Genomic DNA, 25,785 nt, shown 5'->3' on the forward strand with positions numbered 1-25,785 from the left:
GAACGAGCTGCTTTTGCTATTTTCGCTGCGATATTAAGTTCTAGTTTTAACGGCTAAACCGCTGAACGATATCGGCCCTACAACATCGACTCTTGTATTTGCCGTTGTATTTTCGGCGGTAACCGTGTACACATGGGAACCCGATCTTACATTTCGATCTTCCGCTTGGAACGTCACAACATAGTTTTGTTCAGAGCCGGCTGATTCAATGCCTTGCAGCGTATTGAAAATCTCTCTTCCATCGCGGAAGACTCTAAACAGAACTTGTGCAATACCTGTGACACCCCGAACGCCTACGGTTGCTACTAAATCTACCCTATTAGGTTGAGCGTTCGCCGGAATCCGTAACGTGATCGAAGCAAGCCGAGATCTTGCCGGTGAACGCCGAATCGTAAAAGCGTTTGTCAGACTGAATCTGCGGCGCGGCTGAGAGGTGGCTTTATCGAGAATACGTGCCAATCATATCAACTCCTTTGGTTTGATAGTTCTACGATATGTTGAACAATGAGAGAACGACTGGACGATGAATATGGAGAATTTAAGTTGATGCAAATATATTGGTATTTTCCTTGCCTCCTTATCTTCCGGATTTATGGATCACCCTCCGCTGCACTCGTTGACTGCCGTATAGGTACAAATTCATATAAATAGGAGGCGCTTCGGGAATACGCGGCGTGTTGGTATTTTTAGAAAAATACTACCAGCAAGACCTATTTTGAAAACCGCTGTCGGCACATCGGATTTAAAATTTTATAGACGAAAAGAATCATTTTTCCGGGAAATTTGATGAAATGGATGTACGCAGTGTGCGGTCTAGTATACGATCAAACGGAGCTTTTGGCTGATTCCATGAATAAAGTCGAATGAAATGATAACGGAGGGATAGCAATGAAAATATCGAAGTCGATGATCGCAAAGATAATACTTGGGGGCGTCTGCTTGGTAGGCATCGGATGCACCGACCGAACATTGAGCTCGGCAGATGGCGTGTTGGATCAAACGAAACAGAACGGCAGCGAAATCGTCGTTCCGCATAATGAGCGCTTGTTTTTGTCCACCGACAAGAAGTGGATTAATGAGGAAGGGCATCAGTCCGACCTGATCCGGCTGCAGTGGACGGCCGACCGCGCCAAGCCCGCGATTGCCTGGGCCGACGAAAAAGGGAAGGACAAGACCGCCATCATCTCCCACGACAAAGCAAATAATCCCGAGCAGCATGACCATAAACACCTCTCGTTTGAGACGACGATGTCGCCGGACGGTCAATATGCGGACCAGCTGTTCACGCGGCTGGAAATTCCCTACGACATGGACGTCAGCGAAATCCGGACCCAATCATCCAATTTTAATGTGATGAACGGCATCCTCCGGGTTGCAGGGGAAACCGGTTCAAACCGGGACCTCCAGTTCAGCGTTGCCGGCGAAGACAACAAAACGACGCCGAGATGGGCCGTTCGGGCGGACAGCACGAAAGAGAAGGGCGGCAACACAGGGTCCGACCTCCAATTCGTCCGCTATGGCGACGACGGCGAAGTGGTCGATTCCCCGCTGACGATGCAGCGGAGCGACGGCAATGTCGGAATCGGCACGGACGAACCGGACACCAAGCTGGATGTGAACGGAGACAAGCTCCGCATCCGTGAGAAGCATACGCCGAAATCATCCACCGAGCCCTGCAGTCAGGGACAAATGGCCTGGGACGACCAGTACGTATATGTGTGCGTTGCCCAAGACAACTGGAAGCGGACGGAACTCTCGTCCTGGTAAGGACTGCTCTCCCCGGCGGATGCTGGATACCCCGGCAGCGTATGCTGTTGGGGGCGTGGGGCAATGTGATGCACGTTCCGGGCTGGGAGGGTGTTATCTTGAAATCCTACATGCTACGATTGGGGTATAAAAAAATATACATAAGGCTCCCATAGAGGAGCCCTTTTTGGAGAGGAGGAATCGGGATGCTGCTTTCTTTGGATATCGGCACGACTCATATCAAAGCAGGGGTGTTCGGGAACGACGGCTCGGAAATGGCCGTCGTCTCGGCACCGAACCCGAAGGCGCAGGGCCCCTCCGGTACCACTGTCTATGACCCGGATGTGCTGTGGGAGACCGCGGCCGGTTTGATCCAGCAGGCGGTAGAGCGTCTTGGAGAGCGGGACGAAGCGATCGATGCCGTCGGGATTACGAGCATGGCGGAGAGCGGCCTGCTGCTGAATCCAGCGGATGGGAGAGCGCGCACTCCGATGCTGCCCTGGTTCGAAACCTGCTCGGCACCGCAGGCGGAGCGGATCAGGCAGGAGGTGGATGAGCGGGAGCTCTTCCGCATGACCGGACTGCGCCCGTCGTTCAAACACGGCCTGCCGAAGCTGCTGTGGCTGCGGGAAGCGTACCCGGACGCCTTTGACGGCAGCGTATGGCTGTCCGCCGCGTCATACATCGCTTATCGGCTGACCGGCAGGATCGCCGAGGATGAGACGCTGGCGGCCAGAACCTACGCATACCGGATTGACAGCCGCGCCTGGAATGAGCCGCTGATCCGCAGCTTCGGGCTGGATCCGCAGCTGTTTCCGCCCATTCAGCCGGCGGGAACGCCGGTGGGCACGGTGCTGCCGGCCATGGAAGGCCTCGGCCTCGGCAAAGCGCCGGTCATCCTGGCCGGACATGACCATGTGTGCGCCTCGCTGGCCTGCCCGGATGGCCCGGACAGCACGTACAATTCGATGGGGACCGCCGAAACGCTGGTCGGGACGTTCCCGCTGCGTCCCCTCGGGGATGCCGACGATGCATCGGGCTTGTCTTTCGGCATTCATCCGGTTCCGGGCCGCATGTACTGGATGGGAGGACATTCTTCGTCCGGCGGTTCGGTGGAGTGGGCTCGCGAAGCCTTATCGGATGCCGGCATGTCCTACCCGGATATGATGCGGCTGCTGGATGAGGCGGGCGGGCAGCCCACCGGCATTTTGTATTATCCGTATTTGACCGGAAGCGGCGCCCCGCATCCCGTGCCCGGTGCCCGGGCCGCTTTTATCGGCTTGGACGCCAAGCATAAGAAGGGGGACCTGATCCGGGCGGTGCTGGAAGGAAACGCCTATCAGCTGGAGCTGCTGCGGAAGCGCGCCGAACGGGTCGGCGGCAGTCCGATCCGGCGGATGCACGTGGTCGGCGGCGGAGCCCGGAACAGCCACTGGCTGCAGATCAAGGCCGATGTATCGGGCGTCCGCCTGACCATGACCGGCGCAGCGGAGGCCTCGCTGCTCGGGGCTGCCCTGGCCGCCGCCGTCGGGGCCGGTCTGTACCCGTCCTTCCGCGAAGCGGCTGCTGCCGTAACCTACCCCGAGGCGAAGGTGTACGAACCTGATTCGGAACGCCATCTGATGTACCGGAAGCTGTACGAGCAAGGCTTTCTTGGCCTGCTTCAGCCCTTGCTGTCCTATTACAAAAGCAGCTCCTGACCGAAATCAGGAGCTGCTTTTTTTAACTAACGCCTTATTCTTTTGTAAATTCAATCGTGCTGCGCACGGTGTCAATCGGACGCACCAGCTTTTCGATCTGCTCGCGTTTCGGCTCCAGGAATGGAGGCAGGGACAGCTTTTCGCCCAGCGTTTCGTAAGGCTCATCGCCCATAAAGCCAGGGCCGTCGGTCGCCAGCTCGAACAGAATTTGCGGTGCCACCCGGGCATACAGCGACTCGAAGAAGTGACGATTCACGTAACCTGAAGTCGAGAACCCGAATTCGTCCAGGCGGGTAATCCATTGTTCCAGCACGGAGCGGTCCTCGACGCGGAATGCCGCGTGATGCACCGTACCGAAGCCTTGGCGGGCCGGCGGCAGCACCGCATTATATTCCACGAAGACCTGAGCCCCATTGCCGCCTTCACCGACTTCAAAGAGGTGGTAGGAGCCTTCCTGGCCGATTTCTTTGAACTCGAATACTTTCTCCAGCATTTCTTTGAAGTAATCGAAATTGGCGATTCTCACAAAGACCGGGCCCAAGCCCGTGATGGCGTACTCCAGCGGAATCGGCCCTTTTTCCCACGGCGTTCCGGAAGGAACACCCTCGTTCTGCTCGTCGGAAATGAGCTGGTACTGCTGGTCGTCGAAGTCGACGAAGGAGAGCGTCTTTTTACCAAACATCTCTTTAATGCCGTAATGCTGCACGTTCAGGCGGTCAAAGCGCTTCACCCAATAGCTCAGTGCCGCATCGCTCGGAACGCGGAACGACGTTTTGGCGATTTCGTTGGTGCCGTGAACGCCTTTCGGAATGCCGGGAAAATCAAAGAATGTCATGTCGGTTCCCGCGCTTCCTTTGTCATCGGCAAAGAACAAATGGTAAGTCTGGATGTCGTCCTGGTTTACCGTTTTTTTGACCAGGCGCATGCCCAGCACATAGGTGAAAAACTGATAGTTTTTTTCCGCGCTGCTCGTAATCGCAGTCACGTGGTGAATTCCTTTTAATCCGTTCATCATAATTCCTCCTTATAATTAAGCTTCCCTCAAAACTGTTTTTCCATGAATGAAATGGCTTGCGCCAATTTCATGATATAAAGAATCTTTAATTTAAGATAAATATAGCACGTTGTTTATAATGTGTCAAACGTTTGGCGATCCATCGGCAAAAACTCTAGAGATCTATGGCAAATATCGGGATAAAGTATGGGGCCTGAACAAATTCGTCCACCCGAACCCATAAGAAAAACGTCTATCGACGTACCTTCAAAGAAGACAGACTGCGTGTAGCTGAAGGTTTTCTTGCGATTATAAAATGGTTCAGCTTCGCTGAAATTTATAAATTCTATAATCATAATAAAAACCCGGTATCACTGGACGCCGGGTTTCGCATGCATAGATTTCTTTTGGTCATTTTTCAAGGGACATCAGGGGGCTAGTACAACCGGCTTGAACACTTCTTCACACCATGTGCGGAAGCTGGTGTCAGAAGGCTGTGCCTTTTGTAAATCGTCGTCGTAGATGCCTTCATTTTGGGCAATGACCATATCCATGTAGTCCTTGACCCAAGCCTCCGTTCCAAACCGAGATAGGGTAGCTTTATACTCAGCAATGGAAACCTGCTGAAAGCGAATCGGACGCTCGAGCACTTCAGACAAGACATGCGCCATTTCATTGGGTGTTAAAGAATCGGGGCTGACTACCGGGACACTGTCTTGACCGCTCCAGGATTCATCGAGCAAGAGTGATGCTGCTATCGAGGCGACATCCCGGGTTGCACAGAGCGGGAGCACCTGATCTCCAGCCATTGGCATATAGAACGTTCCGTGGCTTTTGATGGATTCCAGATCATGAAACATATTTTCCATAAAGTACGGCATACGCAGTGAACGATAGCTTACACCTGTGCTTTCGATGAGAGCGTCCATCTCAAACGCTGCGGTTAATATCCCGGCATGCCTGCCGAAGCCACGCCCCAAGCTGGACACGCCCACAACTCTTTTCACTCCAAGGCTCTGGATGGCTTGGCAAGCCGGTCTGGTGAAATTCAAATAGTATTCCGTGGAGTTCCCCGATTGAGGATTCGGAGGCACCAGCCAAAGAACACTCTCTGCGCCTGCGAATGCTTTCGAGACGATATTCATGTCATCGTGTGATCCCTGAAAGACTTCGACACGGTCGCGCACCCGCTGCGGCAGCCGGGAAGGGTCCCGGGCAATGACACGGATCGGCTTTCCGCTATCAACGATGCGTTCAAGGACTTGCTGGCCGATTTGACCGGTGGGAGTCGTAATAACTATCATGAACAATTCATCCTTTCATAGGTTATCGCTGGCCCAACTTATAAGAGAGAGCAGCTAATTAACAGTGTTGTTTAAGCGTCATTTTCGGCTAAACTATACTGTATACATGATATTAGTTTGGTTCAGCCATGCAGGCAATCAGCAGGGAGCCGTTTTCGTTGTGTAGGCAACAACTGCACGATTTTGTTGTTTATTAGGTTACAAGTACAAGGAGTGATAGCATGCCAGTAAACCCAAACGATCCCCGCGTCAAGCGCACGCGTCAGTTATTACTGCAATCCTTTATGGAGCTGATCGAGCAAAAGAAAAATATTTACTCCATTTCCGTGCAGGACATTACCGATCGCGCGACGGTTAATCGGGCCACATTTTATGCGCATTTCGAAGATAAGTATGCTTTCCTGGAGTGTTGGATGAGGCAAAAATTCCAAAAGAAACTGGAGAGGGAATTACCTAATCATTCCATATCCAATATGAGCAGCTTGCGGTCTTTGATTCAAATCGTTTTTGATTTTCTTGCCCTGACCCGGCAATATATGATTCGTACTCCGGAGAACAGTCCGTATGAACCGCTGTTTGAAAGCGCCATTCATAAAGAACTCTATCAACTCCTGTTCACATGGCTGAGCGAAGAAGCGAAGGCGCCGGAGGCAAAAAAAGCTGTGGAATCCACGGCTCTCCTCATAAGCTGGGGCATATTGGGGACAGCCATTCAGTGGAGCAGAGACCCTGAGCATCGCCCGTCAGAGGAGATGGTGCAGGAGATGCTGGTGGTCGTGGCGGCGGGATTGGCTCCCGTTTTGGAACAATCTTAAAAGGATGATCGTTAACGGAGGGCATGAATACGATGTTAAAAGACAGCAGCCGACCCTAAAGATCAGCTGCTGTCTGTGCGCTAAGGAGGCTATGAAGATGAAGAAACGGATTCTAGCCATAAACTTTCATTTATAAGCAATGATCATAAACCGGTCGGCATTCGTCTGGATTCCTTTCGACGTCTGATGATCGGCAATAAAGCGGTGCAGCGTCTGAAAATCCGACTCCGTCTGTCCAAAGCCGGGGATGATCGGGGTGTGCTTCAGCAAAAATATCAAGTCTTCGGCCGTCGCGTAATACTCCACCGCATCGTATTGCCGGCAATCGATCAGCCGGAATCCGACTTCCTTCAGTTCGGCGGCATACCGCTCCATAAGCGTTCCCCGCTTGGCATTCCCGGACTGGCGTCTGCCGAAAGCTTGCGCCAGATTGCGTTTATCGCTTTCGCCGACCTGCTGGGTGAGGAACACACCGTCATCGGTCAGCACCCTGGCGACTTCGGCCGCATTGAACTCCGAATGCCTGCAGCTGATCACCTGAAAGAATCGTTCAGGAAAATGGAGCTCGGACGCCTCCATGGGCAAGAAGCGGATGTTGGCCCTGCCGGATTGTTCCCGGTTCCGGTTGGCGGTGTGAATCATGGCTTCCGAATGGTCGATGCCGATCAGAAGCAGGGCCGCATCCGCCATGCGCAGCAGAGACTCGCCGCCTCCGGTGCCGATATCCAGTAAAATATCTCCGGCCTTACAGCGGGAGGAAACTTCGCTCCAAAAATTCCACAGGGCATTCTCAACAGTCACGCTCAATCGGCTGAAATCCCAGCTGTTCATTTGGCCGACCTCATTGTAAAATTTTTTATAATCAAAAGAATCCATAGATGATTCCACCTTTCAAAAAGTAAGAGAATAGTGACGCATGCAGACGTTGCCGGTTCGTTTCCAAATGGATCAAAGGACAGACGTGTCCCTTGATAGCTGGTACGCGTTTTGACCCAGCCCGGAAGCTAAATACCTCGAACGAAATGCAGTGCCACGATCCGCTTCACCCCTTTGAAAGAATAGTTACATTATAAAAGGCCTAAATCCCAGAATACAAGGGTAATTTGTCATATTTTGGATTGTGCTCATTTCCTGTTTTTGCTATTCTTCTTGTAGTAGAATGATAGAATGAATGGATCGAGGTCGAGTGCATGAATCGTAAAATGATTTTGACGACCGCCGCATCGCTGCTTGTCGGTGTCGTCGCAGGAACCGGAATAATGATGAACGACCAGGCTTACACTTCCGTGAAGCAAGCCGTAGGCGGCAGCGCTACGAACAATTCCCTGGCGAATGTAGGGAACATTGATCTGGCCAGTATGGATATCGAATCCGCCCTTCAGGCGGTGCAGCAGCAGCGCGCTCAGGCATTAGAAGACCAATTAAAGGATCAAGTAGCAAACGTTCAGAAAAGAAATGAAGAGATTGCCCAGTTGAACAACATCTTGGGCGAGCTCAGCACCCTTCGCGGACAAAGCGCGGACGGTAATTATAAGGTATCGGAAGGAACGTTATCCACGCTTTCGGGCATGGGATTGGCCGATGCATCGAAGACCGATTATTCTGCCAACGATGTGGATCAGCTGATCCAGAAGATCAAGAGCTATATCGATAATATGAGCAATTCCCAACAGATGGACATGCTTCGCCTTCAAGAGCTTAACAATAAGCGGAATGAAGCGATGGACGTGATGAGCGACTACATAAAGAAGATGGAAGACGCGAGAAACAGCATTTTAGGCAACATGAGATGATCCCTTCGAACTTGAAGAAAGACAATCAATAAATCAGGAGAGGAATCTGCCGCAGGGCGGGTTCTTTTCGTGTATGGAGCGATGGAAATGACAACGATGGCGGTCGATTTTTTGCGCAGCCACCCGCTTTTTCGCGGCGTCCCGGTTCCCGAGCTGGAAGGGGTGGCCCTTTCGATGCATGAGGAGAGCTTTCACGCCGGCGACAGCCTGATCGTGGAGGGGAGCTACGGCAATTCATGCTATTTCATTATGAGCGGACAGGTACAGGTGGTATCGCGGAATTTGGTGGGGCAGACGGTGACGCTGGACGTGCTGGGCGAAGGCGCGCTGATCGGGGAAGTGGCCTTGTTTTTGGAGGAAAAAAGGACCTCCGGCGTTCAGGCCATCGGTGACGTGACCGCCCTGCGGCTCGAGCAGAACGCCTTCAGCCGCCTTGCGGCGGCGAGCCCGATGTTTCACGAGAGCTTATCCTTCTCGGCGCGGATCCGCACGATGCACGCCATGCTCAGCAAGGCGACGATCTGGGCGGCGATACCGAATGCGGAGCTTCGCGGACTGGCGGAAGTCACCGTCCGCCGGAAGGTGTACAAGGGCGACGTGATTTTGGCGGAAGGAACGCTGTCCGACCGGTTTTACATGATCGCCGAGGGGCGGTTTGAAGTCCGAAACGGGCGGCGCAGGAAGGCGGTCTATGAAGCTGGCGATTATTTCGGCGAGATGGACCTTTTAAGCGGTGAGGCGCACACGGGCATGGTGACCGCGCTGGAAAACGGCGAGCTGATGGTCATGGGCCGGGACGAGTTTCATTTTGTCCTGCAGCAGTATGAGCCGGTGAGGCGGCAGTTTTACGAGGTGCTGCGAATTCGCAGGCCGGACCTGCTGAACGAGGCGGTCAGCGCCAAGCTGCAGTTTTCGGAGGTTGCGGCGGCGGCCGATCCAGCCGGAACCGGTACGGGTGCGCTTGCGGAATCTGCCGGAAGCCCTGTTCAGGTGAAAAAGGAGCGCTGGATGGATGTCGTCCTCATCCTTGGAGGGCTTTTCGTCTTATTAACGATTCTGGCCGCATGGCTCAAGCAGCCGCTGTGGATTGATGCGGCGCTGGTGGCGGGCGGGTTCGTCGGGCCGGTATCGTTCGTCTCCTACCTGCGCAGCTCGCAGCTTCTCGGCTTTCGCCCCATGCGGCTGGCCCTGGTGTTTGCCTCCTCGGCCGTCATTGCCCTGCCCATCGCCTGGCTCCTGGAGCAGCGTTGGCTGGTGCATTATGGCGTGGATGCCGGCGCCTCGGACCACTTGAAAGCGGCCGCGCTTGTAGCGGTGATCGAGGAGGCGGCGAAGCTGCTCGTCTGCTTGATTTTCTTGCGGAGCCGCCGGCAGCGGTTTCTGATGGACGCCATCGTGTTCGGGGCCAGCGTGGGTATGGGATTCGCGGCGATCGAAAGCATATTGTACGGCCTCACTTATCTGCAATCCCATGCCACCACCGGGATGCTGGCCGTGCTGTGGGTTCGGGCGCTCCTGTCTCCTTTCGGACACGGTACCTGGACCGCAATTGCGGCGGCAGGAGTATGGTATGGCATGGGGCGCGGCGCCGGCCATGCAGGCCGGCGGGGCATTTCGCCCCGCAGCCTGCTGGTGATGGCGGCCCTGCTGCTGGCCAGCATAGTGCTCCATGCGGTATGGGATTACCGCTACGATACCGCGCTCTCGAAGCTGATCGGGATGGTTGCCGTCGGCGTGATCGGGATCGGGCTTCTCTATTGGCTGGTCCGGAGGGGTTCCAGGGAGGAGCAGTCCATGCTTCAGGCGGTCAACCCGGAGCAGCAGATCGAGGAACGGCTGCTCAGCGCAGCCGTTCAGGACGGGGCGTCCGCGGTTCCGGGCCAGACGCTTGTATGCGAGGCCTGCAAAACGGTATCCCCGCCGGGGTCCAGATACTGCGGCCGATGCGGGCAGGCGCTGAAGCTGTAGGAGATGGCTTGAATGGCTATGACATCACTTTGATTATTCGTTATTGAGAAAGACAAGGGTTAAGCAGTGACGTTTGCTTAACCCTTGTCTGCTGTTTCCCAGCATTTTACTGGTTTCGTGGTAAAGTTGATGTTCTCCCTGCCAATCCAGTTCAAATGATTGTCCTCCTATGCTTTCGTTCGTATAATGGGTAATGCTATGTTGTGGATGAAGTGTAAGGGGTAAGTCTTAAGCCAAAATGAATGGATGGAAAGAGCCGGGTATCGGCTTATCCATTTTCAAGGGGGAACAGCGGGTGCCGCTAGAAATTGAACGCAAATTTTTGCTGCCGGAATTCCCGGCGGCTCAGGTTAAGGAAGGAAAACTGCGGATCGTCAAAGAGCAGCTGATCGAGCAGACGTATCTTGCGCTGTATGAAGATCAGGAACTGAGGGTTCGGAAAATAATCGACGCCGTCAGCGGGGACGTAGAGTATACGCATACGTTCAAGAGGGGGTTCGGCATCGCCCGGGAAGAGGTGGAGGTATCCATCGCCGGCGGCTTGTATGATCAGATGATTCAGGCCCATGGTGCCGTCCCTTTGATCAAAAAGCGCTCTACGGCGCTGTGGGATGGCCTGCAGGTGGAGATCGATGAGTACGATCAAATCCAGCTGATGGTGCTGGAGGTGGAGTTCGGCTCGGAGGAGGAGGCCGAAAGCTTCGTTCCCCCGGCATGGTTCGGGCAGGACATCAGCACGGATAAGGAATACAGCAACAAGAAGGTTTGGCGTGAGCTTCAGTCCCGGCGAAGTTAGGGAATGATGAAGCCCGATTGGCCACGGGACGGATCAAGCTGAGGCCGGGAATCAAGAGACCGAAAGGTCTCTTTTTTTGATCCAAGGATGTGATGCTTCGAGACCTGGATTCCTTATATCGCAAGAAAAGCTGCCATAGTACAACGGTTTGGCTTCCTTGAATGACGCCTATAGACGTTTTTTACTTTTTGATGGTTAAAAAAATGTTTTTTGGAGGGGGGCTTTTTATTACGTTTTGGGCTCACGACGCCGACATAAAGTATAGCGGTTGCTTTGACGGAATAAAGCGCGCGAAAAGCGGTTTGAATATAGGCTTTACCCTGCGTAAAGCCCGGGGAGCGTTGGGATGAAAAGGCAATGGATTATTTTTATCATCGGCATGCTGCTGGTGCTGTTTCTGCCGGTGTACGCCGTTTGGCAGCAGTTCGTGATGGACAGGCAGCCTTCGGCGGTGGAAGGGGTCCTTGACCTCAGTAAGCTGGACCTCGGGCATCATGGAGCGATCAGCTTGAACGGGGAATGGGAATTTTACCGGAGCCAGCTGCTGACCCCAAAAGATTTTGACCGCAGCATCACCGTGAAGGAAGACGAGCGTCCAAGGCTGTCCGGGATGGCACGCCTGCCGGGCGCCTGGAACGATTATATTGCGGAGGACGGACAGCGAATGGCCGCGGGCTACGGGACGTTTCGCCTGATCGTTCAGGTCAAGCCGGGGCAAGCGCTGACGTACGGCCTGCAGACCAACAATATCCGTTCCGCCAGCCGGGTGTTTATGGGCGGTTACGAGATTGGAGCCAGCGGAAATCCTGGGCGTACCTCCGATGACGGCGTTCAGAATAACGTTCCCTTCTTGGGTTTTGCCACCCTTTCAGGCGGACGAATAGAAATTATCGTTCAGGTCGCCAATTACTTGTATACCACCGGCGGCGTATTTACACCGATCCTGTTCGGGGAGCAGCACGCGATTATGCAGAGCAAGGAGATGTATTTGTTCGCCGACTGGATGACGATCGCCGGATTTTTTACAGCCGCCATATATTTTCTCGGATTTCAGCAAATCCGCAAGAAGGAGCCGGCCTCCCTGCATCTGGGGTTGTTTTGTCTGACGGCGATTGGTTATGTCCTGCTGCACGGGGAGAAGCTGATCTCAGGCTTTTGGCCGGGCCTATCTTATGAGTGGGTCTTGAAGAGCCAGCTGATAATATCCGCACTGATCTACTATTTTTTATTAAAGTTTGTGTCCGCTTCAGTACGAGGCGGTGTTCATCCCATCGTTATGCGTTCCTACGCGTTTCTCGGCGGGGCATCCATCGCGGTTGCAATTATTTTTCCCAGTATTTTGTTCTCCAAAATCGAACCTTTGCTGGTTGCCTTCTCAGCATTGTGCATCACCTACATTATCGGCATCATGCTGCGGGACCTCCGCCGGCGGCGAAATTCGGGAGAATACCTGCTGACGATTCTCGGCATCATCAGCATCCTCATGGTTATTATCACCAACCTGCTCCCGTTAATCGGGGTCTACGAAGGCATGGTTTTTACTCCCGTAGAAATGCTGATCTTCGTCGTGACTCAGTCGGCCCTGCTCGCCCGGCGCTATGACCGGACGTTTAATGAAGTGGAGCAGCTGTCCCGCAGGCTCCTGACCCTGGATGGTTTAAAGGATGAGTTTATGGCGAACACCTCCCATGAGCTGCGGACACCCGTGCACGGAATGGTCAACATGGCCCAATCCTTGCTGGAAGGGGCCTCCGGGGAACTGAACCGGGAGCAGCGCGGCAATCTCAAGCTGATCATGACGACAGGGAAGCGGCTGACGCTCCTGATCAACGATATTTTGGATTTTGCCAAGCTGAAGAACGGGGAGATCGTCATGAGGAGGCAGCCCGTCGATTTGGCTTCGGTGACCGGTTCCGTGCTGGAGATCATCCGCAATCTCGCGGGGAGCAAACGAATCATGCTGGAGGAAAGCCTGCCGGAGGATCTGCCTTTCCTGCTGACGGACGAGGACCGTCTTCAGCAGATTTTGTTTAATCTCCTTGGCAATGCGGTGAAGAATACTTCCAGCGGAAGCATCCGGATTGCGGCCGGTAAACGGGGCGACGCCGTGCATATCTCAGTGGCCGACACCGGGATTGGCATTGCGGCGGAGCGGCTGGAGGCTATTTTTACCCCGTTCGATCAACTGGACACGCTGGAGGCCGGCGAATCTTCCGGCACCGGCCTTGGGCTCAGCATTACCAAAAGGCTCGTTGAGCTGAGCGGCGGCCGCATTTGGGTCGAATCGCAGCTGGGACGGGGCTCAACCTTTCACTTCACCGTTCCCGCCGCCGGTCCAAGACCAAAAACGGCAGATCGCGCAGCAGCCGGCATCTCTTCGGAACGCATCCGCGAGGAAACGGCTGCGGCGCTGGCGCCTGCCGATCCGCAGATGCCTGATCCCGGGGTGGAACGCGCAACTGTCCTGATGGTGGACGACGATCCCGTTAATCTTCAGGTGCTGCGTAATCTGCTGGCACTCGAGGGCTACCGGTTGATGACGGCCAGCAATGGGCAGGAGGCGCTGGCTAAGATCCAGTCCGGGCAGTCGATCGATCTGGTCATTGCCGATTGGATGATGCCGGGTATGTCGGGCCTCGACCTGTGCCGAAGCGTGCGACGGCAGTTTTCCCTGTCGGCCCTTCCCATTCTTCTTCTGACGGCCAGAAGCCTGCCGGAGGATGTTCGCATCGGGCTGTCGGCCGGAGCGAACGATTTTCTCCGCAAGCCGGTTGATGCCGAAGAGCTGCGGGCCAGGGTCAGAACGCTGCTGGAGCTGCGCAGGTCGGTCCGGAACGCCATTTCGGCGGAAATGGCCTTTCTGCAGGCCCAGATTAAGCCGCATTTTCTGTATAATGCGCTGAATACGATGATCGCCCTGCTGCCTATCGACCCGGAGAAGACGTCGGAATTGCTGCACGAGCTCAGTCGATACTTGCGGGGGAGCTTCGATTTCCGCAACCGGGACCAGCTGACCGTCCTTCGTCAGGAGATGGCCTTGGTTACGTCCTATTTAAACCTGGAGAAGGCCCGGTTTGAGGACCGGATGCAGGTCGACTACGACATTCAGGCGGATATGAATCGTCTGGTGCCCCCGCTCACGATCCAGCCGATCGTTGAGAATGCGGTCAGGCACGGGATCATGCGTAAGGAAGAGGGCGGCAGGGTTCGGATATCGGTGCAGGAGCTGGAGGAACGGCTGGAGATAACAGTCGAGGACAATGGGACAGGCATGACCCCGGAGCGGATGGAAGCTGTACGGGAAGGCAGAGCCGGGAACGGTGTAGGGCTGAAAAATATTAACGCCCGCCTGCTGACGCTTTTTGGCACAGAGCTTATGATCGACAGGGATCCGGAGCGGGGAACCGTGGTCCGGTTCCATGTGCCGAAGCAGAAGCAGCGTGACTCTCGGATGACACAAGAGGAGGACAGGCATGAGAGCGATATTGGTCGATGACGAAAATCCGGCGCTGCTTCAGTTGGCGCGGCTGACTCAAGGGGACGGGCGAATCGAGATCACCGGCAAATTTACGCAGGTCCGGGCGGCACTGGAGCATGTCGAGGGGGTTCCGGTTGACATCGCGTTTCTGGATATCGAGATGCCCGGTCTGAACGGGCTGGAGGCGGCGGAACGCCTGCACGCTATGCATCCTGGCATTCAGGTGGTGTTCGTGACGGCGTACAATCAGTACGCGATTGAAGCGTTCGAGGTAAACGCGATCGACTATCTGCTGAAGCCGGTCGATCCCGAACGGTTTGCCAAAACCGTGAGCCGGCTCGAGGCGCGTTTGGCGCCCCAGCAGCAGACGGCGGCACCTGTCCTTATCCGGCAGGATCCCCAAATCATTTGCTTTAAGCGGATTGAGGTATTGGATGGCACGGGGAGCGGCAGCCGGCTCAAATGGCGGACGCAGAAAGCGCAGGAGCTGTTCGCCCTGCTGGTGCATCACCGCAACCGGTGGATCGCGAAGGACCAGATTTTGATGACCCTATGGCCGGAACTCTCTGCCGATAAGGCGGTGACCCAGCTGCATACTTCCGTGTACCAGGTCCGCAAAATGCTGAAAGCCTGGGGACTGGGCTCCACCGTGGATTATTCCCATGAGAGCTATTGTCTGGTTCAGCGGGAAGTCGAGGTGGACGTGGACCGGTTCTTGAGGGATACCGCCATGGAAGAAATCCGTGACCTGCGCGACTTGCAGCGCCTGCAGAGCGGACTGGCCCAATATCAGGGCGACTATCTTGAGGAGCATGATTACGGCTGGGCGATGTCGGCCCGCGAGGAGCTTCGGCGCCAATTTGTGCGTTCCAGCCTGCTGGCCGCCGAATATGAACAAGCCGTCGGACAGGCGCGCAGGGCCCTGGACCGGCTGCTGGGCCTGCAGAGCGTCGAGCCTTTTTCGGATGAGGTATGCCGGAAAGTTCTGCTCAGTTACCTTCAGGCCGGCGAAACAGGCGAGGCACAGAGGCATTACGATGCGTTTGTACGGGTCCTGTCCGAGGAGCTGGACGCTGAGCCGGAGCTGGAGACGGTGATGCTGGCGGAGCAAATTTTCTAGCCGTACAGGTACACCTCACGTCGGACCGATATAGGCGCACCCAATGACCAGGTTGTATGAATCGCCCAATCGAATGTCCTTTTCGGGAAGCGCAGCTTACGGCAGCTGTGATATGTTAGAACCAAGGAGGGATCGGCAATGGTGGGTTTTCAGGAGCAGGAGCTGCAGGAATGGATCCGTTATTTTGAAAATAAAAACACGTCCTTCTGCACATGGGACGGAGGCACCCAAAGCGAGGCAGGCGTGATGACGATGCCTTATCCGGTATACGATGCCGGTGTTCAGCGCTTCATCGCAGCCGTCAGCGGCAGTGGACTGATGATGCAGGATTATTTGCAGCAGCTTGAGAAGGGGGATGCTCTTGCGCCGGAAGCGATCAGTGGACTTACGATGCCCCGGGATATGGAATTGCTGCGGGCGGCGCTGACCTATTTCGTCCGGCAGGAACGCTTTTGCGACGGGTTATGGGAGAAGGCGATCCGGGAAGGCATTTTCCTGAGCATTTTGTATAAGCTGCGGGAGGCTGAGCGGGGATCAAGGCCGGGAACCTAATGGGGAACGACGGGACTATCCGAAAAACATACGCTGGAATAGAAAAAGCGGCCCATCCGGCCGCCTTTCTTTTTTAAACTCACTTCCGGGCTTGCGATAATCATCGCTTAAATGTCCTCGGTCTACTCCGATGGGATTTTTCCTTTTACCTGCTTTAACGTCGCTACGATCAGAAAACTGACGATTACCAACAAGAGCCATGAACTTACTTTTCCAAGATGAACGAGACTCCAGGCCTCGGCCTGGTTAGGGTATTGCCAAGCGCCAAAGAACGTGGCGATATTTTCTGCGATCCAAATAAAAAATCCGATAAGTACAAAGGACAGGGCAAGCGGCATACGGTAACGCGTTCCGTTCACCTCATATTGAACCCAGGACCGCCAAAAGACAAGGATGACAAGCCCGGACAACCACCAACGGACATCAATCCAGAAATGGTGTATGAAAAAATTCAAGTAGATCGCAGCCGCAAGGGGGACAACGACCGCAAACGGCGGCCAATTCACCAGTTCAACCTTGAGTCTTCTCCACGCCTGGCAAAGATAACTCGCTACGCTGGCATACATGAACCCGCTGTATAAAGGGACTCCGAATATTTTAAAATATCCTTCTCCCGGGTATGACCAAGAGCCCATATGTACCTTGAAAAGTTCAAGAGCCAGCCCGATCAGATGGAACATCGTGATCACCTTGAGTTCGTCCCGTGTTTCGAGTCCGGAGCGAACCATCCACCACTGCATCAGGAGGCAAATGATCAGCAGCCAATCATACCTGGGCAGAAAGGGGAGGGGGATGATTTTCGTCAAAGCCAAGGAGGCAAAAATCACGACCGGGAACAAACAGGATAAAGCCTGCTCCCAACCGAATCGAACGAGCTGCTTGAACGCTCTGATGACCGGTGACTCCATCATTCGGCTATGATCCATCATGTTCTTCATCACTCCGATACTCTAAAATGTCTCCGGGTTGGCAATCCAACGCCTTACAAATCGCCTCTAACGTCGATAATCGAATCGCTTTCGCCTTCCCGTTCTTCAATATAGACAGGTTAGCCATGGTGATTCCTACCCGTTCCGACAGCTCGGTTACGCTCATTTTTCTTTTTGCCAGCATTACATCGATATTGATTACGATAGCCATTGTTTTCACCTCAGACCGTTAAGTCATTTTCCGATTTGATATCGATCGCTTCTTTCAAAAGCCTCTGAAGAACAGCAGCAAAGAAAGCGATCACCATGGATGCAAAAATAATGACTAGTCCGATTAAAATGACACCCGGAGCGTCGTCTGCCTCCGCAATCAGATATAGGAGGGGCAAGCCGGCCACATACAAAATACTGATAGCGACTGCACAGTATTTGATATTCTTTAGCGCACTTACGGACAACTCCGAGAAGGCTTCATTTCTGTCGATATAAATCAACAGTCTAAAGGATTGATACAGAGCGAGGTAAAAAGGGACCGCCGATGCATACAAGTCAACAAACACGAGATATTTGAGATAGGCATGATCCGGATACAATTCTGCTGCGAAATTCGCGATCCCGGGCACCACAAAGATGCACAAAGCAAGGATCGGCATTCCGATCAGAAACACAGCCACCTTTAAGAAGAGAGTCGACACCCGTTTCATAAAAACACCTCTTAATCATTATTGTTCCTCGAATTTAGCACATCATTTATCGTTTTACAATAAATAATTAATGAATAATATTATCATTTTGTTGTTAGTCGAGTTAAGGATCTCCTCGAACGATTGATGTATAACAAAAAAAGCCATGTTTGCTCATGGCGTCTTGCTGGCGGTTATTTGAGCCTCCCATATTGCTTTGCATAAGATAGGGTTCGATGGTATAACTTTTTGTCTTTTAAATGTTTTAGCGGATAAATTTGGGGCCGTGTATTGACCTCCAATATCCACAGCTTCTCCTTGTTGTCCACCGCTACATCCAAACCCAGTTCCTGAAATCCTTTGAGATGGCGGTCAAAATTTTTCGCTACCGAAACTCCTAACTGCTTCAGCGCTTCTTCCGTACTTTGAATGGAGGCCGAATGAAATCCCGCGCCTGTCAGCGTTGGCTGAAATAAACCGAGGCTTCCGCCCTGGTTATAGTTCGTTGCAATCTTTCCAGGACTCCCGATCTTTGCGAAGACGGCCGTACTGATCCACTCTCCTTTTTTCGTTTTCTGCACCATCACGCGAATATCGAACAGCTTTCCGTTCGTTTTAGCTAATTGGATCCCCTTCTGTAACAAATACGGCCTTTTGTTAGAAAAGCGGGAAAGCATATGATATAGCTCGTCAGCTGTTGAAAAGAAGGATTTCTCTTTCTTGAATTGGGTTTGGTATCCATTGTTTTTTTTATTGATCCGAATGATGCCCGCCCCGCCGGAACCATGCGTTGGTTTGAAGTAAACGGTTGAATATTTGGAGAGCATGGAGAACAGGTTTTTTCTATCAAAAGGTTCCGTGTGGGGGACATGTTTCCGTAAATCGCCCTGCTCTAATAACCAATTCGTTTTCTTCCATTTATCGCTGATCGAGCTGCTTTTGTACTTAGCCATACATACCACCACCTTCCTGACCTAACATATGAATGTAGAGATGTGCTTGCAACGATATCTGTCTATTGTGGCGATAAGAACGGAAAAAGCTAAAGTTCTATCAGCTAGATAGATTGAACTAAAGTTTTCCATTGAACTTCCTGTTATAACGGCCCAATATGGCCTTATAACATTCATTTCTTTAGTTCATTCTATATAGCAGATCAAAAAAAGGCGGCTCATCCGCCGCCCCTTAGCCCATTATATTAAATGGCGTTCTTTAAAAATCCGTTTTGCCTCGAATACCGCGTTCAGCACCCGGGGAAAGCCGGTGTACGGCGCGCATTGGATGATGGCTTCCACAATTTCGCCTGCGGTCAGCCCGACATTCAGCCCGGCGTTGATGTGCACGTTCAGCTGCGCTTCACATCCCCCTTGCGTCGTCAGGGAAGCGATCGTAATCAGTTCGCGCTGCCTCAGGTCCAGCCCCTCCCGTGAATAAATGTCGCCAAAGGCAAATTCGATGACGTATTTCCCTAGGTCCGGGGCGATATCGCTGAGCGAGTCTATAACACGCTGCCCGCCGTCGCCATCGACTTCCAGCAGCTTTTCCCATCCGCGTTCGTAACGTTCGTTTGTCATTGTTTATGACCTCCTGAAATGATGTTTTAACCGCTTCGTGAGTTATATGCTACAGCTTTGAGCGCGCTCTAAAGCAAGACTTTTTTTGAATGGAACTTTACCATTCCAGGGAGACGCAATGGATTAAAGCAGATCGAAGCAAAGGGCCCGCTGTGCAGGGGATTTAGTGATATAATGCAGCCATGGAGAACCAATACACGATTCAGCAGCTTTCCCAAAAAACCGGTCTGTCTGTGCATACGCTGCGTTACTACGAGCGGATTGGCTTGTTGGAAGGGGTACCCCGGGATGAACACGGCTACCGCCTGTACCGGGAGTCAGATTTGTTATGGGTTGAATTTTTGATGCGGTTAAGGGGAACGGGAATGCCGATCAGCGAGATGAAGCGGTTTTCGGACCTGCGGAGCGAAGGCGATTCCACGATAACGGAAAGGCGGGAAATGCTGGAGGCCCACCAGGCGCACATTCATGAGCAAATGCGGGTGCTCCGGGATCATTTGCGAAGTATTGACGATAAAATCGATCATTACAAAGGTATGGAAAAAGAAAAAAACCAGGCGGTGCCACCCCAAGTGCCGTCCGGTAAATGAGCAAGAAGAGGCCGCGTTGGCCTCTTTTTGTTGTCTGCACCATATCCTTCATTCGGAGGGAAAACACTAAATCTCATTCCTAGGTAATACGCTAACGGAAGTTCTTAGGCTCCCTTTGCGGCGACTCCCCATTTGCTTCCTAAATCCTTAAATCACCTTTGTCCGTCCCGCATCCGTGCTCGTCTTAGTCTGCTGCGGATACAAACGATATAAATGATTTATATAAACTTAACTAAAATGGTTAATATCAGTTTACATAGTTCATTCTACGCGCTATAATCTCCTTGTAAATGAGAAACGAGGAGGAATTGGCATGAAATCGATTTTGATTACGGGTGCTTCATCAGGTATTGGAAAAGCGGCGTCACAGTTTTTTCATCAGCAGGGGTGGAATGTCATTGCGACGATGCGTTCGCCGGAACAGGAAACCGGACTTCGGTCCTTGGAGCGGGTGCTGGTGACCCGCTTGGACGTGGAGCGGAAGGATTCCATCGAGGCGGCGGTAGCAGAGGGGATGGACCGGTTTGGGCGGATCGATGTCCTGCTGAACAACGCGGGTTATGCGGCATTCGGCGCTTTTGAAGCGGCGACGGACGCCCAGGTGCGCAAACAGTTTGATGTCAACGTCCATGGCGTGATGCAGACGACCCGTGCGCTTCTTCCTCATTTCCGGACCCAGGGCGGCGGAACGGTGATCAACGTTTCATCAGTCGGCGGCAGGGTGGCTTTCCCGCTGCTGTCGCTGTATCATGCGAGCAAGTGGGCGGTGGAAGGATTCTCCGAATCGCTCTACTATGAGCTGGCTGAGCTCAACATCCGGGTGAAGCTCGTGGAGCCGGGCAACGTGGCGACGGATTTTACCGGACGTTCGCTGGATGTGCTGAAGGACGATTCGCTGGAGGCGTACGCAGCCTATACCGGCACCGTTATGAAAAAGCAGCTGGAGAGCTTCGAAACCCAGTCATCCACACCAGAGCACATCGCAAAGACGATCTACGAGGCGGCGGTCGATCCTTCTCCCCGGTTCCGGTATATCGCCGGTCCGGACGCCGAGTTCCTGCTGGATTTGCGCAGCAGGGTGCCGGAGGAGGAATTTATGGCTGGTATTGCTCAGCAGTTCCGGTGATAGAAGGCTCACCCCCCGAGCGCTGAAGTATGGGTTTCGCTGCTGCTCCTTCGAATCAGCTAGTTAACCAAAAGAGGCGTGCCGTAAGGAGACACGCCTCTTTTTTGCTTCCTCCCCACAAGCTGGGGATTTTATAAGGTCGCGAGCGGGTGAGTAGTGCTGACGGCAGTAACCGTAGGAAAAAACCTGGCCAAACAGCTAAAGTAAGGAGACAAGGCCAGTCTCCGCAAGCTATCTCAGATGTAGCAGTCCCCACCATCTGAACTCCAAAGAGGGAAAGCATATGGGGTGGAAAGTTTATGTGCCGCCTTTGAAGCCGTGTTCCCACCTCCTTATCTCATCAAGGAACACGGCTTCAACAGCGGCTGGAGCCCCAAATGCGTCCCTCCCCGAGCGCTGAAGTTTGGGTTTCGTTACGACTTCTTCGAGGCGCCCAGCAGCCAACCAGAAAGAGGCGTGCCGTAAGGAGACACGCCTCTTTTTTTGCATCCCCCCACAAGCTGGGGATTTTATAAGGTCACGAGCGGGTGAGTAGTGCTGACGGCAGTAACCGTAGGAAAAACTAATTGGCCAAGCAGCTAAAGTAAGGAGACAAGGCCAGTCTCCGCAAGCTAACTCAGAGGCAGCAGTCCCCACCACCTGAACTCCAAAGAGGGAAAGCATATGGGGTGGAAAGTTTACGTGCTGCCTTTGAAGCCGTGTTCCAACCTCCTTGTCTTAATCAAGGAACACGGCTTCAACAGCGGCTGGAACCCCAAATGCGTCCCTCCCCCGAGTGCTGAAGTATGGGTTTCGTTACGGCTTCTTCGAATCGACTCGACGATGCCATCACAGATGCGGCATAAGGGCTTCTGTCCTTTTTATCAATCAACGCCCCCAACCTTAAAAAATAACCAGCCCACCCCTGTTCATGCCAAGCATCCCCCACCCCTCGGCCATTACTATGAAAAATAAGCACAGCCATACGACGTGCGTAAAAGGAGGACCGATATGTCGACGATCAAAACGGAAGCGGCCGAGCTGACGCCCTCAAGCGTGGTCCGAAGGCCGGGAAGGGGCGGCGGACTGATCCACCTCATGTGGAAGTACAAGGCGCTGTACGTGATTTCCCTTCCCGGGATCGTGTACTTTCTCATCTTTAAGTACATTCCGCTGGGCGGCTCGATCATCGCGTTTCAGGATTACAACATTTTTAAGGGCTTCACGGGCAGCGAGTGGGTGGGCTTCGCCAACTTTACGATGATGTTCCAGCATTACGACTTTTTGCGGATTTTGAAAAATACGCTGCTCATCGGGCTCTACGATTTGATTATTGCGTTTCCGGCCCCGATCATTCTGGCCCTGCTGCTCAACGAGCTGAGGCTGGTCGTGTTCAAAAGGGTCATCCAAACCGTGGTGTACATGCCGCACTTTCTGTCCTGGGTCGTCATCGCCGGCATGTCCGTGGCCATTTTGTCCCCGTCCACGGGCATCTTGAACCAGCTGCTCGGACTGTTCGGCATTGAGCCGGTGTACTTCCTCGGCGACAACGCCTACATCCGCAGCGTGCTGGTCGGCTCGGGCATTTGGCGGGACATGGGATACGGCACGATCCTGTACCTGGCCGCCCTGGCGGGAATCAATCCCGATCTGTACGAAGCGGCCGAGATCGACGGGGCGAACCGGTGGAAGCAGACGCTCCGGATCACGCTGCCGGCGCTGCTGCCAACGATCATGATTTTGTTCCTGCTGCACATCGGCAAGTTTCTCGACTTCGGCTTTGAGCGGGTGTGGGTGTTCCTGAACGCGCTCAATATGGAAAACGGGGAGATTCTCGACACGTACATCTACCGCTCCGGCCTCCTGTCGCAGCAGTACAGCTATACGACGGCGGTCGGCTTGTTCAAATCGGTGGTGGGGCTGGTGCTGGTCCTGATCGGCAACCTGCTCAGCAAGAAAACGACGGGCGAAGGCCTGTACTAGAAGGGAGGAACGACGGTTGCACCGAATGATGTCTAAGAGCTATCAACTATTCAACGGGTTCAACATCCTGTTTATGTGCCTGCTCGGGCTCGCCATGTTCCTGCCGTTTCTGAACGTCATCGCCCAGTCCTTCAGCTCGTCGGAAGCGGTCACGTCGGGCAAGGTAACGTTCTGGCCGGTGGACGCCACGACGATTAACTACCGGTACGTGTTCAGTGACGCGTCAATATGGCGCGCGTTCGCGGTATCCGTCTTCATCACGGTGGCCGGAACATTGATCAACCTGGTGGCGACGGCAACGCTGGCTTACCCGGTGTCCCGCGAGGAGTATGTCGGGCGCAAGCTGATCATGCTGATGGTGCTGATCACGATGATTTTCAGCGCGCCGCTGATTCCGAACTTTTTGCTGATGAAAAATCTGCATCTGATGAATACCCCTTGGGCCATGATTTTGCCCGGCGCGATCAGCGCGTTTAACTTTTTTGTGATGCATTCGTTCTTCAAGCAGCTGCCCGCAGAGGTCATCGATTCCGCCCGCATCGACGGCTGCGGGGAGGTACGTATCCTGATGAAGATGGTGGTGCCGCTCTCCAAGCCGGTGATGGCCTCGCTCGGTATTTTTTACGCGGTAGGACATTGGAACGCCTATATGAACGCGCTGTATTACATCGATCAGCCGAAGTGGTGGCCGCTGCAGGTGCTGCTGAAAAAGATGTTCGAGACCGACGATCTCAGCATCGACCCCGGCGCCTCGCAGTTCAGCGAGCTGGCGTTTACCTCCCCGGAGGGAATCAAGATGGCGACCATTGTCATCGCGACGCTGCCGATCATTTTGCTGTATCCGTTCCTGCAGAAGCATTTTGTGAAAGGGCTTACACTTGGCGCGGTCAAATCTTAAAAATGAACTACCCGAACTGAAGTTGCCACCTCACGGTCGGGCAAACGTTAACGATACAATCAACTTGCCAAATCCAACAAAGAGCATACACAAGAGCAATCAAAGCGGAAAGAGGGGATACGATGAAAAAATGGGTAAGCCTGATGCTGGCCACCGTAATGACGGCATCTCTGCTCGCCGGGTGCGGCGGCAAGGACAATGATTCATCCGCCAGCGGCAAGGATGCGGGGACGAGCACGGAGGACAACGGGGTCACCAAGTTTTCGATTTCGCTGCGGACGCTGAATTTCGGCCATGTGGAAAAATCACCGGATATCAACGCGGATAAGTGGGTGAAGAAGCTGGAGGAGCTGACGAACACCGACATGGGCATCCGCTTGGTTCCGCACAGCGAATACGACCAGAAGATGGCGCAAATGTTTGCGACGGGCGACATTCCGGACGTGGTACAGGGCCAGGGCGGAGTCACCGGGAAAGAGATGGCGGGGTCGGTGGAGGCCGGGGTCTTTATGCCGCTGGACGACCTGCTGCAGAAGTACGGGCAGAACCTGCTGCAAAAAATCCCGAAAGAAGCCTGGAATCGCATGACCTATGAAGGTAAAATCTATGGTATTCCGGAGTGGCTCGGCAACCCTTCCCGCCGCGCGACCTGGATCCGCAAGGATCTGTTGGACAAAGCAGGCCTGCCGGTGCCGAAGACGATCGACGATTTTATGGAAGTGCTGCGCGCTTTTAAAAAGATGGGCGTCGAAAATCCCTACATGGGCCGTCAGGACTTCAAATATGCGGATACGGTCTTCGGAGCGTACGATGTTTTCCCGTATTTAAGCCAGTTTGAGGAAGTGGACGGCCAGGTGCAGCCCAAATTTTTCGATGCAGACAATATGATGAAAGCGCTGTCCACCTACAAGACGATGTATGACGAAGGGCTGATCAACAAGGAATTTGCCACGATCAACCCAACGACGTTCAAGAACACAATCCTGTCCGGAAAAGCCGGCATCTGGTCGATGAACGCCAACGAGCTGCTCCAATGGCAGACCCAGCTGCAGGATACGGTTGCGGACGCGAAGCTCGAGGTGATCCCCTCCCCGACAGGACCGGACGGCAAGGGCGGATATTATTTGTATGGTGACGTAAACCGTTCTTATTTCATTAATGCCAAATACGAACATCCGGAGAAAATCATCCAATTCCTCGACTGGATGGTTTCGGATGAAGCCGAGAAGTTTTTTACCTTTGGTGTCGAAGGCGAAACGTACACGATGGACGGGGACAAAATTAACTATAAGCAGCCGGCCGACTCCAAAGCGGTTGACGAGGAGCGCTACCGCCAATCCTTCCTGTGGCTCGTGCAGGACACGACGTACAACAAGGGATCGCTCAGCCTGACGGAAGACGGGCGCAAGCTGATGGGCGTGTTCGATAACATTCTGGCGAACGAAGGCCGTGACGGCATCGAATTCGACCCCAGATTGGAAGCGCTTAAAAAGAACCCGGACATCACCCCGCTTTCAGATACGCCGCCGCCTGTGCTCGTGACCCACATGGTCAAAATGGTATACGGCCAGGAGCCGATCGAAAATTGGCCGAAGGTGATCGAGGAATGGAAGTCCAAGGGAGGCAGCGCCGTACTGAAAGAAGCCAATGAACGCTACCAGAAAAAAGAGGGCATCTTCCTGCCGCGGAAGTAGGAATTGGCGGTTGTTCACCTGCTAGAGATATTGGGGCGGCGACCCGCACCGGTTCCCGCCGCC

Annotated in this window: 23 protein-coding genes; 14 read left to right on the forward strand and 9 right to left on the reverse strand. The window is 53.7% G+C overall.

Annotated elements, in window-relative coordinates:
- Positions 1–33: 33 nt before the first annotated feature.
- Positions 34–459, reverse strand: a complete 426-nt coding sequence (locus tag IAE55_RS13140; protein WP_145164140.1) for an exosporium protein C — start codon at positions 457–459, stop codon at positions 34–36.
- 429 nt (positions 460–888) lie between these two features.
- Between IAE55_RS13140 and IAE55_RS13145 the strand changes: the two genes are divergently transcribed.
- Both IAE55_RS13145 and IAE55_RS13150 read left to right on the forward strand, forming a co-directional pair.
- Positions 889–1,767, forward strand: coding sequence for a hypothetical protein (locus IAE55_RS13145; RefSeq protein ID WP_145164138.1), 879 nt, complete (start codon positions 889–891; stop codon positions 1,765–1,767).
- Between the two features lie 185 nt (positions 1,768–1,952).
- Positions 1,953–3,446, forward strand: coding sequence for an FGGY-family carbohydrate kinase (locus IAE55_RS13150; RefSeq protein ID WP_200632763.1), 1,494 nt, complete (start codon positions 1,953–1,955; stop codon positions 3,444–3,446).
- Positions 3,447–3,480: 34 nt separating this feature from the next.
- Here the strand turns inward: IAE55_RS13150 and IAE55_RS13155 are convergent, their stop codons facing one another.
- Both IAE55_RS13155 and IAE55_RS13160 read right to left on the reverse strand, forming a co-directional pair.
- A complete protein-coding gene (locus IAE55_RS13155) occupies positions 3,481–4,458 on the reverse strand; it encodes a ring-cleaving dioxygenase (RefSeq protein WP_145164134.1) in 978 nt (325 codons plus the stop codon).
- Between the two features lie 410 nt (positions 4,459–4,868).
- Entirely contained in the window at positions 4,869–5,744 is an 876-nt protein-coding gene (locus IAE55_RS13160; RefSeq protein ID WP_200632765.1) for an NmrA family NAD(P)-binding protein, read from the reverse strand.
- 221 nt (positions 5,745–5,965) lie between these two features.
- Here IAE55_RS13160 and IAE55_RS13165 point away from each other — a divergent pair, with 221 nt between their 5' ends.
- Positions 5,966–6,559, forward strand: a complete 594-nt coding sequence (locus tag IAE55_RS13165; protein ID WP_200632767.1) for a TetR/AcrR family transcriptional regulator — start codon at positions 5,966–5,968, stop codon at positions 6,557–6,559.
- Positions 6,560–6,685: 126 nt separating this feature from the next.
- Here the strand turns inward: IAE55_RS13165 and IAE55_RS13170 are convergent, their stop codons facing one another.
- Positions 6,686–7,435 (reverse strand): class I SAM-dependent methyltransferase, encoded by a 750-nt coding sequence (locus tag IAE55_RS13170; protein WP_200632769.1) that lies wholly within the window; start codon positions 7,433–7,435, stop codon positions 6,686–6,688.
- Positions 7,436–7,749: 314 nt separating this feature from the next.
- Between IAE55_RS13170 and IAE55_RS13175 the strand changes: the two genes are divergently transcribed.
- The 6 genes from IAE55_RS13175 (at position 7,750) to IAE55_RS13200 (ending at position 16,266) form a co-directional block, all read left to right on the forward strand.
- A complete protein-coding gene (locus tag IAE55_RS13175) occupies positions 7,750–8,352 on the forward strand; it encodes a hypothetical protein (protein ID WP_145164126.1) in 603 nt (200 codons plus the stop codon).
- 87 nt (positions 8,353–8,439) lie between these two features.
- A complete protein-coding gene (locus IAE55_RS13180; RefSeq protein ID WP_200632771.1) occupies positions 8,440–10,320 on the forward strand; it encodes a cyclic nucleotide-binding domain-containing protein in 1,881 nt (626 codons plus the stop codon).
- Between the two features lie 295 nt (positions 10,321–10,615).
- The gene (locus tag IAE55_RS13185) at positions 10,616–11,116 is read left to right on the forward strand and encodes a CYTH domain-containing protein (RefSeq protein ID WP_200632778.1); all 501 of its coding nucleotides are present in this window, start codon (positions 10,616–10,618) and stop codon (positions 11,114–11,116) included.
- Between the two features lie 346 nt (positions 11,117–11,462).
- Positions 11,463–14,612 (forward strand): hybrid sensor histidine kinase/response regulator, encoded by a 3,150-nt coding sequence (locus tag IAE55_RS13190; RefSeq protein WP_200632780.1) that lies wholly within the window; start codon positions 11,463–11,465, stop codon positions 14,610–14,612.
- On the forward strand, positions 14,590–15,714 hold the full coding sequence (locus IAE55_RS13195) for a response regulator (protein WP_200632782.1): 1,125 nt from the start codon (positions 14,590–14,592) through the stop codon (positions 15,712–15,714). Before IAE55_RS13190 ends, IAE55_RS13195 begins: the two co-directional genes overlap by 23 nt.
- 138 nt (positions 15,715–15,852) lie before the next feature.
- Positions 15,853–16,266, forward strand: coding sequence for a DUF6508 domain-containing protein (locus IAE55_RS13200; RefSeq protein ID WP_200632784.1), 414 nt, complete (start codon positions 15,853–15,855; stop codon positions 16,264–16,266).
- A 122-nt stretch (positions 16,267–16,388) separates the two neighbouring features.
- Here IAE55_RS13200 and IAE55_RS13205 read toward each other — a convergent pair whose 3' ends face one another.
- From IAE55_RS13205 to IAE55_RS13225, 5 genes are all read right to left on the reverse strand, one after another.
- Positions 16,389–17,159 (reverse strand): DUF817 domain-containing protein, encoded by a 771-nt coding sequence (locus tag IAE55_RS13205; protein ID WP_105442005.1) that lies wholly within the window; start codon positions 17,157–17,159, stop codon positions 16,389–16,391.
- A gap of 22 nt (positions 17,160–17,181) precedes the next feature.
- Positions 17,182–17,406, reverse strand: a complete 225-nt coding sequence (locus IAE55_RS13210) for a helix-turn-helix domain-containing protein (protein ID WP_105441995.1) — start codon at positions 17,404–17,406, stop codon at positions 17,182–17,184.
- A gap of 10 nt (positions 17,407–17,416) precedes the next feature.
- A complete protein-coding gene (locus tag IAE55_RS13215) occupies positions 17,417–17,899 on the reverse strand; it encodes a DUF2975 domain-containing protein (RefSeq protein WP_200632786.1) in 483 nt (160 codons plus the stop codon).
- 173 nt (positions 17,900–18,072) lie between these two features.
- Entirely contained in the window at positions 18,073–18,831 is a 759-nt protein-coding gene (locus IAE55_RS13220) for a YheC/YheD family protein (protein ID WP_200632788.1), read from the reverse strand.
- Between the two features lie 240 nt (positions 18,832–19,071).
- Complete coding sequence (locus IAE55_RS13225; protein WP_105441993.1) at positions 19,072–19,452, reverse strand: carboxymuconolactone decarboxylase family protein; 381 nt, start codon at positions 19,450–19,452, stop codon at positions 19,072–19,074.
- A 182-nt stretch (positions 19,453–19,634) separates the two neighbouring features.
- On the opposite strand from IAE55_RS13225, the gene IAE55_RS13230 reads away from it, so the two are divergent.
- The 5 genes from IAE55_RS13230 to IAE55_RS13250 all read left to right on the forward strand — a co-directional run bounded on the left by IAE55_RS13230 (position 19,635) and on the right by IAE55_RS13250 (position 25,722).
- Complete coding sequence (locus tag IAE55_RS13230) at positions 19,635–20,042, forward strand: MerR family transcriptional regulator (protein ID WP_200632790.1); 408 nt, start codon at positions 19,635–19,637, stop codon at positions 20,040–20,042.
- A 313-nt stretch (positions 20,043–20,355) separates the two neighbouring features.
- Entirely contained in the window at positions 20,356–21,168 is an 813-nt protein-coding gene (locus tag IAE55_RS13235) for an SDR family oxidoreductase (RefSeq protein WP_200632792.1), read from the forward strand.
- Positions 21,169–22,158: 990 nt separating this feature from the next.
- Complete coding sequence (locus tag IAE55_RS13240) at positions 22,159–23,130, forward strand: ABC transporter permease (RefSeq protein ID WP_200632794.1); 972 nt, start codon at positions 22,159–22,161, stop codon at positions 23,128–23,130.
- Between the two features lie 25 nt (positions 23,131–23,155).
- Positions 23,156–24,028 carry a carbohydrate ABC transporter permease gene (locus tag IAE55_RS13245; protein WP_200632961.1) on the forward strand — a complete coding sequence of 291 codons (873 nt, stop codon included), beginning with the start codon at positions 23,156–23,158 and terminating at the stop codon, positions 24,026–24,028.
- A gap of 122 nt (positions 24,029–24,150) precedes the next feature.
- Positions 24,151–25,722 carry an extracellular solute-binding protein gene (locus IAE55_RS13250; protein WP_200632795.1) on the forward strand — a complete coding sequence of 524 codons (1,572 nt, stop codon included), beginning with the start codon at positions 24,151–24,153 and terminating at the stop codon, positions 25,720–25,722.
- The last annotated feature ends 63 nt before the right edge of the window (positions 25,723–25,785 follow it).

Source organism: Paenibacillus sp. S28 (assembly GCF_016624415.1).
GTDB classification, from domain to species: Bacteria; Bacillota; Bacilli; order Paenibacillales; family Paenibacillaceae; genus Paenibacillus_AQ; species Paenibacillus_AQ favisporus.

What these genes read in the sequence shown, in the direction of transcription:
- IAE55_RS13145 (WP_145164138.1), top strand. Translation starts at nt 889, where the DNA reads ATGAAAATATCGAAGTCGATGATCGCAAAGATAATACTTGGGGGCGTC.
- IAE55_RS13150 (WP_200632763.1), top strand. Translation starts at nt 1,953, where the DNA reads ATGCTGCTTTCTTTGGATATCGGCACGACTCATATCAAAGCAGGGGTG.
- IAE55_RS13155 (WP_145164134.1), bottom strand. Translation starts at nt 4,458, where the DNA reads ATGAACGGATTAAAAGGAATTCACCACGTGACTGCGATTACGAGCAGC.
- IAE55_RS13160 (WP_200632765.1), bottom strand. Translation starts at nt 5,744, where the DNA reads ATGATAGTTATTACGACTCCCACCGGTCAAATCGGCCAGCAAGTCCTT.
- IAE55_RS13165 (WP_200632767.1), top strand. Translation starts at nt 5,966, where the DNA reads ATGCCAGTAAACCCAAACGATCCCCGCGTCAAGCGCACGCGTCAGTTA.
- IAE55_RS13170 (WP_200632769.1), bottom strand. Translation starts at nt 7,435, where the DNA reads ATGGATTCTTTTGATTATAAAAAATTTTACAATGAGGTCGGCCAAATG.
- IAE55_RS13175 (WP_145164126.1), top strand. Translation starts at nt 7,750, where the DNA reads ATGAATCGTAAAATGATTTTGACGACCGCCGCATCGCTGCTTGTCGGT.
- IAE55_RS13180 (WP_200632771.1), top strand. Translation starts at nt 8,440, where the DNA reads ATGACAACGATGGCGGTCGATTTTTTGCGCAGCCACCCGCTTTTTCGC.
- IAE55_RS13190 (WP_200632780.1), top strand. Translation starts at nt 11,463, where the DNA reads ATGAAAAGGCAATGGATTATTTTTATCATCGGCATGCTGCTGGTGCTG.
- IAE55_RS13195 (WP_200632782.1), top strand. Translation starts at nt 14,590, where the DNA reads ATGAGAGCGATATTGGTCGATGACGAAAATCCGGCGCTGCTTCAGTTG.
- IAE55_RS13200 (WP_200632784.1), top strand. Translation starts at nt 15,853, where the DNA reads ATGGTGGGTTTTCAGGAGCAGGAGCTGCAGGAATGGATCCGTTATTTT.
- IAE55_RS13210 (WP_105441995.1), bottom strand. Translation starts at nt 17,406, where the DNA reads ATGGCTATCGTAATCAATATCGATGTAATGCTGGCAAAAAGAAAAATG.
- IAE55_RS13215 (WP_200632786.1), bottom strand. Translation starts at nt 17,899, where the DNA reads ATGAAACGGGTGTCGACTCTCTTCTTAAAGGTGGCTGTGTTTCTGATC.
- IAE55_RS13220 (WP_200632788.1), bottom strand. Translation starts at nt 18,831, where the DNA reads ATGGCTAAGTACAAAAGCAGCTCGATCAGCGATAAATGGAAGAAAACG.
- IAE55_RS13225 (WP_105441993.1), bottom strand. Translation starts at nt 19,452, where the DNA reads ATGACAAACGAACGTTACGAACGCGGATGGGAAAAGCTGCTGGAAGTC.
- IAE55_RS13230 (WP_200632790.1), top strand. Translation starts at nt 19,635, where the DNA reads ATGGAGAACCAATACACGATTCAGCAGCTTTCCCAAAAAACCGGTCTG.
- IAE55_RS13235 (WP_200632792.1), top strand. Translation starts at nt 20,356, where the DNA reads ATGAAATCGATTTTGATTACGGGTGCTTCATCAGGTATTGGAAAAGCG.
- IAE55_RS13240 (WP_200632794.1), top strand. Translation starts at nt 22,159, where the DNA reads ATGTCGACGATCAAAACGGAAGCGGCCGAGCTGACGCCCTCAAGCGTG.
- IAE55_RS13245 (WP_200632961.1), top strand. Translation starts at nt 23,156, where the DNA reads ATGATGTCTAAGAGCTATCAACTATTCAACGGGTTCAACATCCTGTTT.
- IAE55_RS13250 (WP_200632795.1), top strand. Translation starts at nt 24,151, where the DNA reads ATGAAAAAATGGGTAAGCCTGATGCTGGCCACCGTAATGACGGCATCT.